We start from the raw sequence: 16,758 nt of genomic DNA, 5'->3' as shown, positions 1-16,758 counted from the left end.
CAGTGGCTCCCAAGCCACAAACAACGTTATTCTCCCTTATGAGGGGACAATAAATCGGGCATAGCCCTAAAAGAAAAGGAGACAACAATATGAAAAAGATGAAAAAATTATTTGCAGTGTTATTAACACTGGCAATGGTACTCGGAATGAGTATGACTTCATTTGCAGCTGACGAAACAACAAATGCTACTGTAAAAATTTCCGGCGCTGACGGTGCTACTCTGACGTATGTACAAATTGTTGAACCGGATAGAGGTTCTGAAGATGGTTGGAAAATAGTTCCTGGTTTTGAAAAAGCCTTTACTGACGCTGGATTAACTATTAAAGATTTACTCCAAAATACACCTGATACAAATGCTGCTCAGGGTAAAATCACTAGCAATACTAAGCTTAGTGCTCTTTTAGAAAGTCTTAGATTAAATGCTACCACTACTATTACTGGAAATCAGTTTACCGCTACTAAAGGTGGTGTATATTTAATCATCGCTGATAAAGAAGGTTGGACTTACGCACCAATGCTTGCTTATGTTCCTGTTGATTCTACAACAGATGTTAATGTAACTGCTAAAGGTGAAGAAAATCAGGTAAGAAAAGCAATTTCTGCTGATGGTCAGTCTGTTGCTGCTGGAGATATTGTAAAGTATACTGTAAATGCTAACTATCCATTTTATTCTTCAAATTATGAAGACGTATTATTTAAAGTAACTGATACTTTAACAAATGCTAACTTCTTAATCGATGCCACTCATCCTGTAACTGTAACTATTAATGGTGCTCCTGCTGCACGTACTGATTACACCGTTTCTGATTCGAATGAAACCGATACTTTAACAGTTAATTTTAACTACGATTACAACAAAGCTGGCGCAACTGTTGAAATTACTTATTACGCAAAAGTATCTGAATCTGTGTCTTCAGAGTCTCCTCTGAAAAATAAGGTTACTTCAGAAACTGCAAGTACTCATGATGGTACTCCTACCAAAACAGAATACATTGTTATTTCAACTCCTGTAAAAGCAACAATCAAGAAAGTTGACCTCACTGATTCTACAATTACACTTGAAGGTGCTGTATTTGCATTACATAGAGTTGTAAATGGCACCGATATGGTAGTTGCTACTGCAACCACAGATGATAACGGTATTGCTACATTTAATGGTCTTGATGCTCAGGACACTACTTACTATATTGTTGAAACACAGGCTCCTTCCGGATATAAAATTGATGGTATCGAACATCATTTATCTGGTGCTACAGCTAATGAACCAACAACTAATACAGTAAAAGATTCAGCAACAAAGATAACTACTATTACAACAACTTATAGTTTCACTGACTTTGGTGAAAGCGGTATAACAACTATTACCAACACAAAACTTTCCGCTCTTCCATCAACCGGTGGTATCGGTACAACAATCTTCACAATCGCTGGATGCGTTATCATGATCGCAGCAGCTGGTCTGTTCTTCGCAAGCCGCAAGAAATCAGACAACAAATAATTGCAATAATTATTTATAATCAGATACTGAATCCGGGGCAGGTCGCCCCGGATTCCTAAAAAATAATACAACAGCAAGGAGAGTTCGGATGAAACGCAAAACAAACAAACTGATTATTGGCATCATATTTTTAGCCGGGTTGTCCTTACTGCTGTATCCATTCGTTGCAAACCAGTGGAATAACTACAGGCAGAAGCAATTGATCAGCAGTTATGAACAGACTGTATCGGAAAAGGATGCAGCACATGAGATTGATTATGATGCAGAACTGCAGAAAGCAGAAGCTTACAATGAAGCCTTACTTCCAAGTATCCTTCCTGATTCATTTGCAGTAGCCGCAGCCAGTGACAAAGAAGACCAGTCCTACATGGATGCTCTGAATATTGCCGGTGACGAGATGATGGGAATCGTGGAGATCCCGAAGATTGACATCAAGCTTCCGATCTACCACACTACCGATGAAGATGTTCTTAAACAGGCAGCCGGACATCTGGAAGGAAGCTCTCTTCCAATCGGCGGTAAAAGTACACACGCCGTTATCTCCGCACACCGTGGACTTCCGAGTGCGTCTCTTTTTACCGATCTGGATCAGTTGGAAGAAGGCGATCATTTTCTGATCCATGTATTAAACGAAACATTATGTTATGAAGTCGACAAGATTTCCGTAGTAAAACCGGAAGAAACTTCCTCTCTTGCAGTAGAAGAAGGAAAAGATCTTGTAACACTTCTTACCTGTACTCCATACGGAGTCAATACCGAGCGGCTTCTGGTCCGTGGTCACAGAGTACCTTATGTGGAACAGGAAGTTGCCGATGAGAAGACACCGCTCAGCGGAATCAGTCTTCATACAAATTATCTTTTATGGGTAATTATTGGTCTTGTAATTACCACAATCTTCATCCTTGTGTTATACTTAAAGGAGAAGAAGCTTCAAAAGGAGAAAAATGAGACCTCTTAAAAAGAGAATAAGAACGAGAAAGGGAATATGCCTATGAAAAGAAAAATCTCAACCTTCCTTTTCGGTCTGTTATTCTTGATAGGATTTGGGATTCTGATCTATCCGATGGTATCCAACCAGTGGAACACCTACAGACAGAATCAGCTGATCAGCAGCTATGACAATACAATACAGGACATGGAACCGGAGGACTTCACCTCTGAGTGGGAAAAGGCAAAAGCTTTCAATGATACCATTCAGCAGAACAACCTCTACGGAGATGTATTCGGTGAAGATGAAAATGACATCAAAGACACCGAATACTGGAAGATCCTGAACGTTGCAGATGACGGAGTAATGGGATATCTTTCCATTCCGAAGATCAACATCAAGCTTGCCATTTACCATGGTACCGGTGACAAGGATCTGCAGACCGGTGTCGGACATCTGAACGGCACAAAGCTTCCGATCGGAGGGGAGAGTACCCACAGTGTTCTCGCAGCTCACCGTGGACTTCCAAGCGCAAAGCTTTTTACCGATATCGATCAGCTCGAAGTTGGCGATAAATTTTACATCCATGTACTGGATGAAGTCCTTGCCTACAAGGTAGACCAGATTCTTCCGATGGTAGACAAAGACGATCATGAAACACTGGAGAAAGCACTCCAGATTGAAGAAGGAAAAGACCAGGTAACTTTATTTACCTGTACACCATATGGAGTCAACTCCCATCGTCTTCTCGTAAGAGGAACCAGAGTTCCATATAACGGCGAAGAGGATGCTACCGAATCAGTTACAGATTCTATGGTAAAAGCCATTCAGAATTATTATATGCTTTATTTAATTTTAGGACTTTCAATCACGATTCTTGTGATCATTCTCTTGCGATTCCTTTCCAAGAGAAAAGCTCACAAAGAATAACCAAGATTTTTTAAGGAGGACATGAGGCGATGATGAATAAACGATTAAAACAGGGAAGTACTTTTCTCTTAGCTGTCGCTCTTACATTTCCACTGCTCACTCTTCCGGGTGCGAAAGCCGCAAGCGCGATCAATACCGGACAGAAGTGTTCTATCGAATTCGACATTAGTGGGAACAGCAGTGAACTTCTAAGCGCAAGCATTCCGGTAAAACTGTATAAAGTTGCTTCGGTTGATGAATCCGGCAACTATACCGGAATCGGTGCATTTTCAAAACTGGATCTTTCATCCGTAAGTGCTGATAACCTGGATGCGGCAGCTGCTACCTGGGCAGAACGTGCAGCAGAAGCGAAGAAATTGCTGAAGGATGACACAGAGCCAACTACAACCACACTGACACAGGGAAGAGGTACTGCAACAGGACTGGATACAGGACTTTACCTTGTAGATACACCAAAAGTAATTACACCAAATTACACTTATACTTTTACTCCTTACCTTGTATCACTTCCGACCAATAATTACTACAGTGGTAACGGTGCAAGTGATGACTGGATCTACGATCTGACCAAAGAACACAACAGTGCAGTTGGTCTGAAACCGGAACAGCACGTAAGATACGGTAATCTGGTGATCAACAAGGAACTGGTAGATCACAATGCTACCTTCGGTAACAATGCAACGTTCGTATTCCAGATCGATATCACAACACTGGATAATAAAAAAGAAACCAGAATCGAAGAGCTTACCTTCGATGCAGCAGGCAGCCATTCTGTAACGATTGAAAAAATTCCTGCTGGATCTCATGTCACGGTAACGGAGGTTTACAGCGGTGCAAGCTATGAACTCGCTTCTGCTAAAAGTCAGGAAACAGACATCATTGCTAATCCTGAAAAAGAAACCGAAGTAGAATTCAAACCGGCAGAGGTTTCATTTATCAACAAACACGATGGACGTACCAATGGCGGCTACGGTGTAAAAAATAATTTCAAACTGGACGAAAATGGTCAGTATCAGTACACCGAACCGGCAGAAAAGAACTAGGAAGGGGGAGTCGGAATGAGAAAGTTACATAAGAAACCACTTATCATGGCAGCAGCAACACTTGCTCTTACCGGAACCCTGGCAGTTGGAAGCGCGATGGCGTATTTTACAACCTATTCGACAGCCGGTGGCGGTGTGAAAATGAATATGGGATTTACTGAGACAGTCCCGAAAGAAGACGTTGATGAAAACGGGAAGCACATTACAATTGAAAATACCGGTGATTATGACTGTTTCGTAAGAGTCAAAGCATTTGCACCGGTAGAGCTTACTTATAACGCACCAAACGGCGGATGGACAGCAGGTGATAAGGGCTACTGGTATTACGATAAAGTACTTCCGGCAGGAAAGAAAACGGAAACGGAACTCAACATCAAATACACATTCCCGTCAGTAAATGACAAACCAGAAGAATTTAACATCGTAGTCATCCAGGAATGCACACCGGTTCTCTACGACGAGAACGGTAATCCAGTCTATGATTTTAAAGACGACAGCACACAGACGACAGAGTAGGAGGTAATGAGAATGAAAAAGAAAAAGAAATCATTTCCAAAGAAACCTGCCCTGGTCCTGACAGCCGCAGCACTCCTGCTGGTTGGAAGCACTGTCGGCAGTACACGCGCCGCACTCACTTACTACAGTGAGAATTATTCCGCACAGATGAATATGCAGAGTATCGGCGTATCTCTTCTGGAAAATGACAAAGTAGTCAGCAGCCGGGATTATGTATCGAACAATGAATGGAAGGGAACCTCAGAGGGTACACTTCTCACAAACCTTCTTGGAAAGGATGAGACATTTACACCCGGCAAGAAATATAACGAAGCAATCAGCGTCAAGAACAGCGGTACGATCGACACCTTTGTACGTGTGATCATCACAAAAAGCTGGCAGGACGAAAAAGGCAATAAGAACACGAACCTTTCACCGGATCTGATCGAGCTGAACTTCCTCACAGACAACGGATGGCAGGTTGCAGATGCACAGTCCACGAGAGAGCGTACCGTTCTTTATTATACCAAAGCTCTCAAAGCGGGTAAACCGACACCGGCATTATCCGATACACTCCGTATCAATCCTTCGATTGCATCGGATGTAAAGCAAAATGTCTCTGAGGATGGCAAAACCATCACTTATACTTACAAGTACAATGGCTACACCTTCCACATTGACGCAGAGGTGGATGCAGTTCAGACACACAACGCAAAGGACGCGATCAAGAGTGCCTGGGGCGTGGACGTAAATGTATCAGACGACGAAACAACAATGAGCTTACAGTAGGGAGGTACAGAGTATGAAAAAGAAAATTTTGTGCCTCGCCATGACAGTGATAATGGCAGCAGGGGTACACACAACTGCATTTGCAAAGGATTCTCAGGGAGCCGACAGATGGCAGGTTAATTTCACCGGCGGCAAGATGGACAGTAATTTTAAAAGCTCCGATGTTACTGACGAGCTGGCAAATATCCAGCCGGGTGACAGCATCGAACTCAAGGTTCAGCTTAAGAACTCCGACAGTACGGATACCGACTGGTACATGACCAATGAAGTGATCCAGACGCTGGAGGATGCACAGTCTTCCGCAGAAGGTGGTGCTTACGAATACAAGCTGACCTATGTTGGAAGTGACAATGCCGAAAAGGTACTCTACGACAGCTCAACTGTCGGAGGGGAAGGCGCTTCCAAAGCAGGAGAAGGTCTGAAGCAGATTGATAACTCAACCCAGGAATATTTCTACCTCGGAAGACTTGCTTCCAATAATACCGGAACGGTACACCTTACCGTCGGTGTTGAAGGTGAGACACAGGGCAACGGTTATCAGCTCACACTCGCAAAGCTCCGCATGAACTTTGCAGTAGAAAAGGTTTCAGCCGGCAAAACCATCACCAAGAATAAGATTGTTAAGACAACCAACACCGTTAAGACCGGTGATACCGCAAGAATTCTTCTCTTCTGTGTGCTTGCACTCATCAGTGGACTGATCCTTCTTGCATATGGTATCTACACACTCAATAAGAACACAAAAAGACGCAGACAGAAAGGAGAGTAAGCAGATGAAAAAATGGAAAAGATTACTGGTTTCTCTTCTGACTGTATCCATGACACTCGGTGCATCCACAATGAGCGTTATGGCAGATGATACTACACCGTATACCTACAAGGTAACATTATCCGCAGGTAACAAAGGAACAATTAACGGACAGAACAAGATCGAGCAGGCAAACATTGCTCCCGATTCTACCGTTACTTTCAATCTGAATGACATCCAGGTAACAGACGACAAGTATTATGTCAAAGGAATCCGTCTCAGCGGACGTGACAATGCAAGTTCAGAACTACTTAATACTCCTGGCTTTATCGTCAAAGGTGATGCCGACTATGTAGTCGCTTATGGAATCAAAGGCAATATGGTTGCCTATACCGTAAATTATCAGGATGCATCCGGTAAATCACTGGCAGAGAGCCAGACCTTCTACGGAAACGTCGGCGACAAGCCGGTCGTTGCTTACCGTTACGTTGAAAATTATATTCCAGATGCTCTTGCACTTACCAAGACTTTGAGTAATAATGAATCTGAGAATGTATTTACGTTTACCTACAAACCGGGTGCTACAGACCGTGTTGTTACAACAACAACCACCATCACAACGACTGTTCCTGGTACAGCAACTCCTGGCACAGGTACCGGTAATGTCGGTACAGCAGGTGGCACGACAGGCGGCACAACCGGTGGAACTGCCGGAACTACCGGTGGAACTACAACCGGAACTACCAGTGGCACTACAACCGGAACTACCGGTGGCACAACAGACGGAACCACAACCGGTACAACCGATGGTACAACGACAGATAACAATTCTCAGGATACGACAGCTAAAGATAAAGATACTGCAACATCTGAGGATGAACAGACACCAAAATCTCTGGTAGATCTGGATGATGAAGACACTCCAAAAGGAAATATCGATGCGAAAGACAAGACGAGCAAGACTCCGATCGCAGCAGGAATCGGCATTATCGTTGTTGCGGTAGCAGCTCTCGTAGGACTGATCGTATTCTTGAAAAAACGTGCAAAATAAAAAAGCGCGGCACTAAAGGAGAAGTCTTTTTTGAAGAGAACGAAGAAAAAGAAAAGCCCGGTGGCTGCATTTTGCAGTGCACTGGGCACTGTTTTACTGACAGTACTGATTCTTGCCTGTATTCCGCTGACGCTTCCGAAAGCTTTTGGTTTTCAGATGTACACCGTGATCAGTGGGAGCATGGAACCGGCGATCCCGACGGGAAGCCTGGTCTATGTCCGGCATGAAGAACCAGACACGATCGTCAAAGATGATGTCATTGCTTTTTACAGCAACAATGCAGACGGCTCGATCATCACCCACCGTGTAGTATCCAACAGCCCGGCGATGGGACAGTTTATCACCAAAGGGGATGCCAATGAGGAAAAAGATATGAATCCGATCCCTTACAACAACTACATCGGAAAAGTAAAGCTTTCTGTTCCGGTTGTCGGCGGTATCGCACAGGCTGCAACCGGCACTGCCGGAAAGATTGCCGCCGCATCCATCATCGGTCTTGCTGTGATTCTTGAAATCGTTGCTGCCATGCTTGACAGACGCGATGACGAAGACGAATAAGCGAGAACGTTTTTCATTTTATCTTGCTAAAGTGTGAAACATTTGCTAAAATAATATCAGATTGTATTGTCAGAAGAAGATGGGGGAATTTCACAATTCTCCCATTTGTCATATATTGAAAAGAATGGAGAGGTGAATGGATTGTTATCCAACCAGATTTTACAGAGAACAATCAATGAAATAGGGGATATCATCGAGTGTAACTGTTCCATCTGGAACACAGACGGAGTGATGCTTGCAGCTGTAGGTAAGGAGAAGCCTGCAGTAAAAAAAGCTGTCTGCTCATTTTTAAAAGAGCTGGAGATTACCGGCGTAGCGGAGGAGCACCTGGATGAATGCTATGGTCTGTTCCCGGTTTATGATGATGATGAACTGACTTATATTTTCGTGATTGAGCACAATAATGAGATTGATGTGCATACCAGCGGACGCTTAAGTGTCTGCCAGCTGGAGAGCCTTTTAAGATCCGGAAGCGAACGTCTTGACCGTAACCGTTTTATCCAGAACCTGCTCCTGGATAACCTGCTCCTCGTAGATATCTACAATCAGGCGAAAAAGCTTGGTATTACAGTTGAGCAGCGCAGAGTCGTCTATCTGATCGAACCGAAGAATCCGGATGACACGATCGTCCTGGATATGATCCGTGGGATTTATTCCTCGGGAACCGGTGATTTTGTTACTGCCGTAGATGAGGGACATATTATTCTGATCAAGTCCCTTGACAGTACGGATGATTATGATACGATCCGTTCGACTGCTGATATGCTGGTGAATGCGATCAACACCGAAGCTATGGTCAATGTCCGGCTTTCCTTCGGAACCATCATTCCCGAACTCAAAGAGGTCTCACAGTCTTACAAAGAAGCTGGCATGGCTCTGGATGTGGGACGTATCTTCTATCCGGAACGCAATATTTTATCCTACCGCGAACTCGGTATCGGACGGCTGATCCACCAGCTTCCCGTTTCCTTATGCGAGATGTTCCTGGAAGAAGTATTTGCCGGAAATACCGTTGATCAGTTTGACGAAGAAACCTTATCCACAGTTGATAAATTTTTTGAAAACAGCCTGAATATTTCGGAGACAGCGAGACAGCTTTTCGTCCACCGGAATACGCTCGTCTACCGGCTGGAGAAGATCCAGAAGCAGACCGGGCTGGATGTCAGAGTCTTTGAGGACGCCCTGACATTTAAGATTGCTTTGATGGTCGCAGACCACATGAAATTTATAGAAAACAGAAAATAGGAGGACATGATATGGTGAAATTATACGAAGGCGGTGCCTATCTTTTACACGGTACTGAGGTAATTGCAGATGCACCCGATGCACTTGCTGCCGTAAAAAGCAAGACAGGTATTGAGACAACAAAAGAAGCTGCTGCAAAAGAGACAATGGCTTATGGGATCTTAAGTGCGCATAATACTTCCGGTAATATGCAGCAGCTTCAGATCAAATTTGACAAGCTGACTTCGCACGACATTACCTTTGTCGGAATCATCCAGACTGCAAGAGCATCCGGACTGGAGAAATTCCCGATCCCTTATGTTCTGACCAACTGCCATAACTCTCTGTGTGCAGTCGGCGGTACGATCAATGAAGATGACCACATGTTTGGACTGACCTGTGCGAAGAAGTACGGCGGTGTCTATGTTCCGCCTCATCAGGCCGTTATCCACCAGTTTGCCCGTGAAATGCTCGCAGGCGGCGGCAAGATGATCCTTGGTTCTGACAGCCACACCCGTTATGGTGCACTCGGTACCATGGCAATGGGAGAGGGCGGACCGGAACTTGTAAAACAGCTTCTGAACAAGACTTATGATATCAAGATGCCGGGCGTTGTCGGAATCTATCTGGACGGCGAACCGGTAAAAGGTGTCGGACCACAGGACGTTGCCCTTGCGATCATCGGCGCAACCTTCGGCAATGGCTATGTCAATAACAAGGTCATGGAATTTGTCGGACCTGGCGTTGGCAAATTAAGTGCAGACTTCCGTATCGGAATCGATGTTATGACGACAGAGACAACCTGCCTTTCTTCTATCTGGAGAACCGATGACAAGATCAAAGAGTTCTACGATATCCACGGAAGAAGTGATGACTTCAGGGAACTGGAGCCTGGCGCAGTCGCTTACTATGACGGTCTTGTATACGTCAATTTGAGTGAGATCAAGCCTATGATCGCCATGCCGTTCCATCCGTCCAATGTCTACACCATCGAGGATGTCAATGCCAACCTTGCAGATGTTCTCCATGATGTAGAGCAGCGCGCACTGGTAAGCCTGGACGGTGCTGTGGATTACTCTCTTCAGGACAAGATCGTAAATGGTAAGCTTTATGTCGATCAGGGTATCATCGCAGGCTGTGCCGGCGGCGGTTTTGAAAATATCTGTGCTGCCGCAGACATCATCCGTGGCAAATACATCGGATCAGATGAATTTACCTTCAGTGTTTACCCGGCAAGTACACCGATCTACATGGAGCTTGTGAAAAATGGTGCGGTTGCTGACCTGATGGAAGCCGGTACGATCGTGAAGACTGCCTTCTGCGGACCATGCTTCGGTGCAGGGGATACTCCGGCAAACAATGCATTTTCCATCCGTCACTCTACCCGTAACTTCCCGAACCGTGAAGGAAGCAAGCTGCAGAGTGGACAGATCGCATCTGTTGCCCTTATGGATGCACGTTCCATTGCCGCAACTGCTGCGAACAAAGGTTTCCTTACTCCGGCAACAGATTTTGATATTGAATACAAGAACCCGACCTACCACTTTGATTCCAGAATTTACGCCAACCGTGTATTTGACAGCCACGGCGTTGCTGATCCTTCGGTTGAGATCAAATTCGGACCGAACATCAAAGACTGGCCGGCAATGAGCGCTCTTCCTGAGAATCTGATCCTGAAGGTCGTATCTGAGATCCACGATCCGGTTACAACGACAGACGAACTGATCCCGTCCGGCGAGACTTCTTCTTATCGTTCCAACCCGCTTGGACTTGCTGAATTTGCACTTTCCCGAAAGGATCCTGCCTATGTAGGACGCGCGAAAGAAGTCCAGAAAGCCCAGAAAGCGATTGAAGCAGGTACTTGTCCACTGGATGTACTGGATGAATTAAAACCGGTGATGGCAGCAATCCAGAAGTCTTATCCGGAAGTCGGCAAAGGAAATATCGGTGTCGGAAGTACCATTTTCGCGGTCAAACCTGGTGATGGTTCTGCCCGTGAGCAGGCTGCTTCCTGCCAGAAGGTTCTCGGCGGCTGGGCGAATATCGCGAATGAGTACGCAACCAAACGTTACCGCTCGAACCTGATCAACTGGGGCATGCTTCCGTTTATTACCGAAGAGGAACACACAAAGCTTTCTTTCAGGAACGGTGACTATCTCTTCGTGCCGGATATCCGCAAAGCAGTAGAAGATAAAGCTTCCACGATCAAGGCTTATGTCGTAGGCGATGATCTGAAGGAGATTGATCTGAAGCTCGGTGATCTGACGGATGCAGAACGTGAGATCATCCTCAAAGGATGTCTGATCAATTATTACAGAGGTTAATTTTTCTCAGACAATGATATGATTTAAAAGGGACGGAAATTTTTCTGTCCCTTTTTGCAACACTTCCGACTTTTTTATACTCTTATATACAAAGAACCTGTTATGAGAGGAGGGACTTTATGATCGATGCAATTGCATTTAAAGAATTATATAAGACGGTTTATCAGGATCTGTATCGTTTTGCGCTCTGCATGATGCATCATCCGCAGGATGCAGAAGACGCCGTCAGTGAAGCCGTTCTTTCCGCCTATGAGAACATACATAAATTACGCAAAGAAGAAGCATTCCGTTCCTGGATCTTTCAGATTCTGGCAAATGTGTGCCGCCGGAAGTTAAAGAGCCGTGAACGGACCGAGACCGAGCTGAAAGAAGATCATGCTTCTGCCACATACTGTGACGGACTCCGCACAGATGTCGAGCGTGCTTTTCTTATTCTCGATGAAGACGATCAGCTGATCATCGGCTTATCCGTCTATGGCGGTTACAACAGTAAAGAGATCGGAAAAATGCTAAGGCTGAACCCGAATACAGTCCGCTCCCGCAGAAAGCGTGCCCTCGAAAAGATGAGCTGGCTTCTGAAAGAGTAGGATAAAAGAGTAATAGGAGGTGTTTCATATGACAGATCACGAAAAAGAAATACTGGATAAAATAAAACAATCTACGGAAAAAACTCCTGTTCCGGAAAGCCTTGCACCGGATCAGATTATGAAAATGCTGGAAGAGCATAACAGCACTCAGGCTTCCGAACATATCCCGAAAAAGCATGGATTTTCCCGCGGCCACCGGATGCGCGGAGGACTTATCGCTGCCGCACTGGTACTGGTTGTCGGCATTGGCGCCCACATCCGCCAGCAGAATCTTTCTTCAGACTCAGCCACTTCTTCCACAAAAGGCAGTTCTTCAATCGGTACATCCTCCGGTAAGCTTGCCTCTTCCGATACTTTAGAGACTGCAACCGATTATGATGAAGTCTACACATACCTGCAATCTTATCAGGATGAGTTGGATTCTTCATCTGTTACCGGTTCAACCGACAGCGGAATTGTCATGTATTCAACTGAAACAGCCGACAGTGGTGCACGCACCGATAGTTCCAGTTCCTCTTCGGATTCGGCAACAGCCTCTGCACGTGCTGTGGATACTTCATTTTCCGATACCAACGTCCGCACAGAGGGTGTCGGTGAAGCAGACATTGTAAAAACGGATGGAAGTTATCTTTATACATTGAAAGCAAACTCACAGGAAATTTCCATTGTAGATATCCGGTCTGATCAGATGAAGGTTGTTTCCGTTATTTCGCTGAATGAGAATTTTCAGGCATCCGAATTTTACCTGAGTGACCAGAAGCTTTTTGTCCTTGGCAACATGCAGAACACGCAGGTTGATTCTGACAGTAAAACCTTGTACCGCGGCAGCTGTACCCGTATCCAGACTTATGATCTGGCAGATATCAACAATCCGAAATCCATCGGAACCGTGGAGCAGAGTGGTTACTACCGCACTTCACGTTTTAAAGACGGATATCTGTATGTATTCAGCGACTATTATATTTACGATACGATCACCAAAAAAGATTATCCTTCCTATGTTCCGCTTGTTGGTGACAATCTTCTGAAGCAGTCGGATATCTATCTCCCGACGAACCATGCAGCAGACCAGTACCTTGTTGTCAGCTCCGTTTCCGCTTCCAGTCCGGATAAGGCAGCAGACCAGAAAGCAGTCATGTCTGAGAATGGCGAAGTCTATGTGAGTGAGAACAACATTTATATTTACGAGTATGCGAACAGCAGTATCCTCGCAGATAATCTTGCGGCAAAGAATCAGACGATCCTCCGCAAGCTGTCTTACAATAAAGGAAAACTTTCCGGCTCTGCCCAGGGCAAAGTAAAAGGATATCTGAACGATTCCTTCAGCATTGATGAGTATGACAATACGTTGCGGCTGGTGACAACGGTTACGCATAATGTCGGAAACTCTTCACAGTCCAATTCAGTCTATGTGCTGGATGCAGATTTGAAAACAATCGGTAAGATCGAGGATCTTGCCAAAAATGAACAGGTCTATTCCGCAAGATTTTTGGGCGATACCGGTTACTTTGTAACTTATGAACAGACAGATCCTTTATTCTCCGTAGACTTTTCCGATCCGGAGAATCCGAAGATCCTTGGCAAGCTGAAAATTCCCGGCTTTTCGGAATACCTGCATTTTTACAGTGATAACCTGCTTCTTGGCATCGGTATGGATACCGATGAAAATGGCATTACAAACGGGGTAAAGATCTCCATGTTTGATATCAGTGATCCTTCGGATGTGAAGGAAGTCAGCAAGTACACACTGGATCAGTACTATTACTCGGATGTTTTTTCTGACTACCGTGCAGCACTGGTTGATCCGGAAAAGAATCTGATCGGCTTTCCGCTTTCCGGATCTGCCAACCAGTATGTGATCCTTTCTTACGATAAAGATCAGGGCTTCCAGGTACAGATGCAGGAGGAAGTCAACGGTAATTCTTACCTTGGAACCCGCGGTGTGTATGCAAATGAAAAGTTCTATGTGATCAATGGAAATGCAATTGAAGCATACCGGATGGGAGACTATGTGAAGATAGATGATCTGCTGCTATAGTGCAGCTTTGCAGAAGGAGCTGCCGCTCCGCATACTTTGTACACCATTCCACATCACCTTATACACCAAAATCGTATATACAAAAACAGGTGCCCACGGGGATATATCACTAAGATATACTTACGTGGACACCTGTTTTATATTTTCATTTACCTGTTATTCCACACCGTTAAAGCAGTAGGTACATACCTGGCATGCATCAATCCCGATTGATTTGATCAGATCATCCAGTCTGTGATAACGAAGTGAAGTGAAATTCTGTCTCTTGCGGATTTCCTCCAGCATTGCTGCATACCGGTCACTGTTCGGATCCGCATATTCACTCAGTACATTGACATCATTGTCGCCTTCCCACTCACGGATGATCCTTCTTGTGATCAAATCCAGATCTGATTTGGAACGGGAGAAGTTCAAATATTTGCATCCGTACAAAAGCGGTGGACATGCCGGGCGGACATGCACTTCTTTTGCGCCACTCTGATACAGGAACTCTGTCGTCTCACGGAGCTGTGTGCCACGCACGATAGAATCATCGATCAGCAGCAGGCTCCTGTCTTCGATCAGACTATGTACCGGGATCAGTTTCATTCTGGCGATCAGATTACGCTGACTCTGTGTTGTCGGCATGAAGGATCTTGGCCAGGTCGGAGTATATTTGATAAATGGTCTTGCATACGGAATACCTGATTCATTTGCATAGCCTATCGCATGAGCGATACCCGAATCCGGAACTCCTGCAACAATATCCACGTCGATCGAATGGTCATCTCTCTGTGCTAAAAGCTTTCCACAGTTGTAACGCATTTCTTCTACACCAACCCCTTCATAAGAAGAAGTAGGATATCCATAGTATACCCACAGGAACGAACAGATTCTCATCTTTTCACATGCAGGACTTACAGTCTCCACAGATTCCGGTGTCACGTAGACGATTTCCCCAGGTCCCAGCTCTTTGTAATCTGTGTATCCAAGGTTGATATATGCAAAGCTTTCAAAGGAAACGCAGTATGCATTTTCTTTCTTTCCGATCACAACCGGTGTACGTCCGAGAAGGTCTCTGGCTGCATAAATTCCATTCTCTGTCAGAAGCAGAAGCGTCATCGAGCCTTCAACTACTGACTGCACATAACGGATTCCCTCAACAAACGAATCCTTTTTACAGATCAATGCCGCAACCAGCTCTGTAGAATTGATCTGTCCATTGGTCATAGACTGAAAATGTGTATGTCCATTTTCATAAAGATTCCGGATCAGCTGATCCGCATTATTGATCTTACCTACTGTCGTAATTCCAAAGCACCCCAGATGCGACTGGATCAGAATTGGCTGTGGATCATAATCTGAAATACATCCAATTCCAATATTTCCCTTCATTGTATCAACATCTTTTTCAAATTTTGTACGGAACGGCGAATTTTCAATATTATGAATTGCTCTCTTCCAGCCATCACTTCCGTAAGTAGCCATACCTCCGCGGCGGGTTCCAAGATGCGAATGATAATCTGTTCCATAAAAAAGATCCAGATTACATGCTTCTTTTGATGCAACGCCAAAAAATCCTCCCATATCTGTAGGTCTCCTTTCTTTATCCCAATGCCATAGCCTGTATTTTTCATCTATTTTTTAGTGTATCATGCATTTATGGATGGAAACAATAGCAAAACCCCGAATATATTGCAAATGGCTATAACTATTTCTAATCGTATTTATAATTGTTTGAATTTTCTGATATGTATATTACAATTTCAATTCTTTCTAATTTTAACAAAATTATTTTAAAATTATATTGACAAATAAGTATTTGGGTGTTATTATTAAGTCAATCCAAAAGAAAAGAAGTTCCTGACGAGAAAGGGAATTTCAAAAAGATATTTTTTAATCTGTTACATAGTTTCATATATACTCGCCAAGAGTATAAGATGAAGAACCAGATCAGAAAAGGGTAACAAGAATAATTGTTATTTGAAGGTTAGAAAGTTTTTAAAAAGCAACTATACATTTTAGTTATGAGCGTTTTGTAAGTGGAGTGTGTAGAGAACAATTTTTAAAATTGATAATTTATAATAATAAGAGAAAATTGATATCTGACTTCTGAACAGAAAAAAGTATAAGAGAAAAAGAATATCCGGATAAAATTTTGGAACGAGAACGAAAGGAAGGAGGCTTTGACCGTTGGATATTTCATCATCTAAAACTCAATATGTTAATGGTATGGCAAATGTAAATTCCTGTGAGATGAGCCTTAACCATAGATTATAATCCGGTAAGAGAAAAGTTAATGATAAAAAAGGTCGGAGTAGTAGATAAACCGGAAGCGATTATAAGATATAAAAAGATTCAGCATTTGTTGACATATTGAAGTAAATACCACAGTAATTCAAGATCAGAAAATGTGTAAAGAAACATTCATTGATAAGTAAATTTAACAGTGACGAGAAAGCTGATAAATACCAAAATTGGATTACCTGATTATATAAAATAACGAACGATCAGAATTGATCAAAATCGATTCATATGATTTCATTTTTATAAATTTTATAAAAT

14 protein-coding genes are annotated in these 16,758 nt (G+C 43.8%); 13 read left to right on the top strand and 1 reads right to left on the bottom strand.

The features are described 5' to 3' along the window. Nucleotides 1-89: 89 nt before the first annotated feature. The 13 genes from NQ556_RS15975 (at nt 90) to NQ556_RS15915 (ending at nt 14,214) form a co-directional block, all read left to right on the top strand. A complete protein-coding gene (locus NQ556_RS15975) occupies nt 90-1,499 on the top strand; it encodes a SpaH/EbpB family LPXTG-anchored major pilin (RefSeq protein WP_195509901.1) in 1,410 nt (469 codons plus the stop codon). Between the two features lie 88 nt (nt 1,500-1,587). Beyond that, complete coding sequence (locus NQ556_RS15970; protein ID WP_008371171.1) at nt 1,588-2,457, top strand: class C sortase; 870 nt, start codon at nt 1,588-1,590, stop codon at nt 2,455-2,457. 33 nt (nt 2,458-2,490) lie between these two features. Further along, entirely contained in the window at nt 2,491-3,357 is an 867-nt protein-coding gene (locus NQ556_RS15965) for a class C sortase (protein ID WP_044998870.1), read from the top strand. A 29-nt stretch (nt 3,358-3,386) separates the two neighbouring features. Then, nucleotides 3,387-4,400 carry a DUF5979 domain-containing protein gene (locus NQ556_RS15960; RefSeq protein ID WP_008371167.1) on the top strand — a complete coding sequence of 338 codons (1,014 nt, stop codon included), beginning with the start codon at nt 3,387-3,389 and terminating at the stop codon, nt 4,398-4,400. Nucleotides 4,401-4,415: 15 nt separating this feature from the next. Then, on the top strand, nt 4,416-4,916 hold the full coding sequence (locus tag NQ556_RS15955) for a hypothetical protein (RefSeq protein WP_008371166.1): 501 nt from the start codon (nt 4,416-4,418) through the stop codon (nt 4,914-4,916). Between the two features lie 12 nt (nt 4,917-4,928). Continuing rightward, nucleotides 4,929-5,684, top strand: a complete 756-nt coding sequence (locus NQ556_RS15950; protein ID WP_022220487.1) for a hypothetical protein — start codon at nt 4,929-4,931, stop codon at nt 5,682-5,684. A 13-nt stretch (nt 5,685-5,697) separates the two neighbouring features. Beyond that, complete coding sequence (locus NQ556_RS15945; protein WP_008371162.1) at nt 5,698-6,453, top strand: sortase B protein-sorting domain-containing protein; 756 nt, start codon at nt 5,698-5,700, stop codon at nt 6,451-6,453. Nucleotides 6,454-6,457: 4 nt separating this feature from the next. Continuing rightward, entirely contained in the window at nt 6,458-7,483 is a 1,026-nt protein-coding gene (locus tag NQ556_RS15940) for an EGFR-like transmembrane domain-containing protein (protein WP_008371160.1), read from the top strand. A gap of 30 nt (nt 7,484-7,513) precedes the next feature. Next, nucleotides 7,514-8,041, top strand: coding sequence for a signal peptidase I (locus NQ556_RS15935; RefSeq protein ID WP_008371158.1), 528 nt, complete (start codon nt 7,514-7,516; stop codon nt 8,039-8,041). A gap of 141 nt (nt 8,042-8,182) precedes the next feature. Continuing rightward, nucleotides 8,183-9,286, top strand: coding sequence for a PucR family transcriptional regulator (locus NQ556_RS15930; RefSeq protein ID WP_022220486.1), 1,104 nt, complete (start codon nt 8,183-8,185; stop codon nt 9,284-9,286). 11 nt (nt 9,287-9,297) lie between these two features. Next, the gene (locus NQ556_RS15925; protein WP_008371154.1) at nt 9,298-11,589 is read left to right on the top strand and encodes a hydratase; all 2,292 of its coding nucleotides are present in this window, start codon (nt 9,298-9,300) and stop codon (nt 11,587-11,589) included. Nucleotides 11,590-11,708: 119 nt separating this feature from the next. Next, nucleotides 11,709-12,176: an RNA polymerase sigma factor gene (locus tag NQ556_RS15920; protein WP_008371152.1), complete on the top strand. Its 468-nt coding sequence runs from the start codon at nt 11,709-11,711 to the stop codon at nt 12,174-12,176. Between the two features lie 28 nt (nt 12,177-12,204). Continuing rightward, the gene (locus NQ556_RS15915) at nt 12,205-14,214 is read left to right on the top strand and encodes a beta-propeller domain-containing protein (protein ID WP_008371151.1); all 2,010 of its coding nucleotides are present in this window, start codon (nt 12,205-12,207) and stop codon (nt 14,212-14,214) included. A 156-nt stretch (nt 14,215-14,370) separates the two neighbouring features. Here the strand turns inward: NQ556_RS15915 and NQ556_RS15910 are convergent, their stop codons facing one another. Beyond that, a complete protein-coding gene (locus tag NQ556_RS15910; protein WP_022219923.1) occupies nt 14,371-15,780 on the bottom strand; it encodes an amidophosphoribosyltransferase in 1,410 nt (469 codons plus the stop codon). Nucleotides 15,781-16,758 lie beyond the last annotated feature (978 nt).

Origin of the sequence: Coprococcus comes ATCC 27758, from assembly GCF_025149785.1 — a bacterium.
GTDB classification, from domain to species: Bacteria; Bacillota; Clostridia; order Lachnospirales; family Lachnospiraceae; genus Allocoprococcus; species Allocoprococcus comes.
Note: the sequence above shows the minus strand (reverse complement) of the source record. Positions and strands in the feature narration are given on the sequence as shown.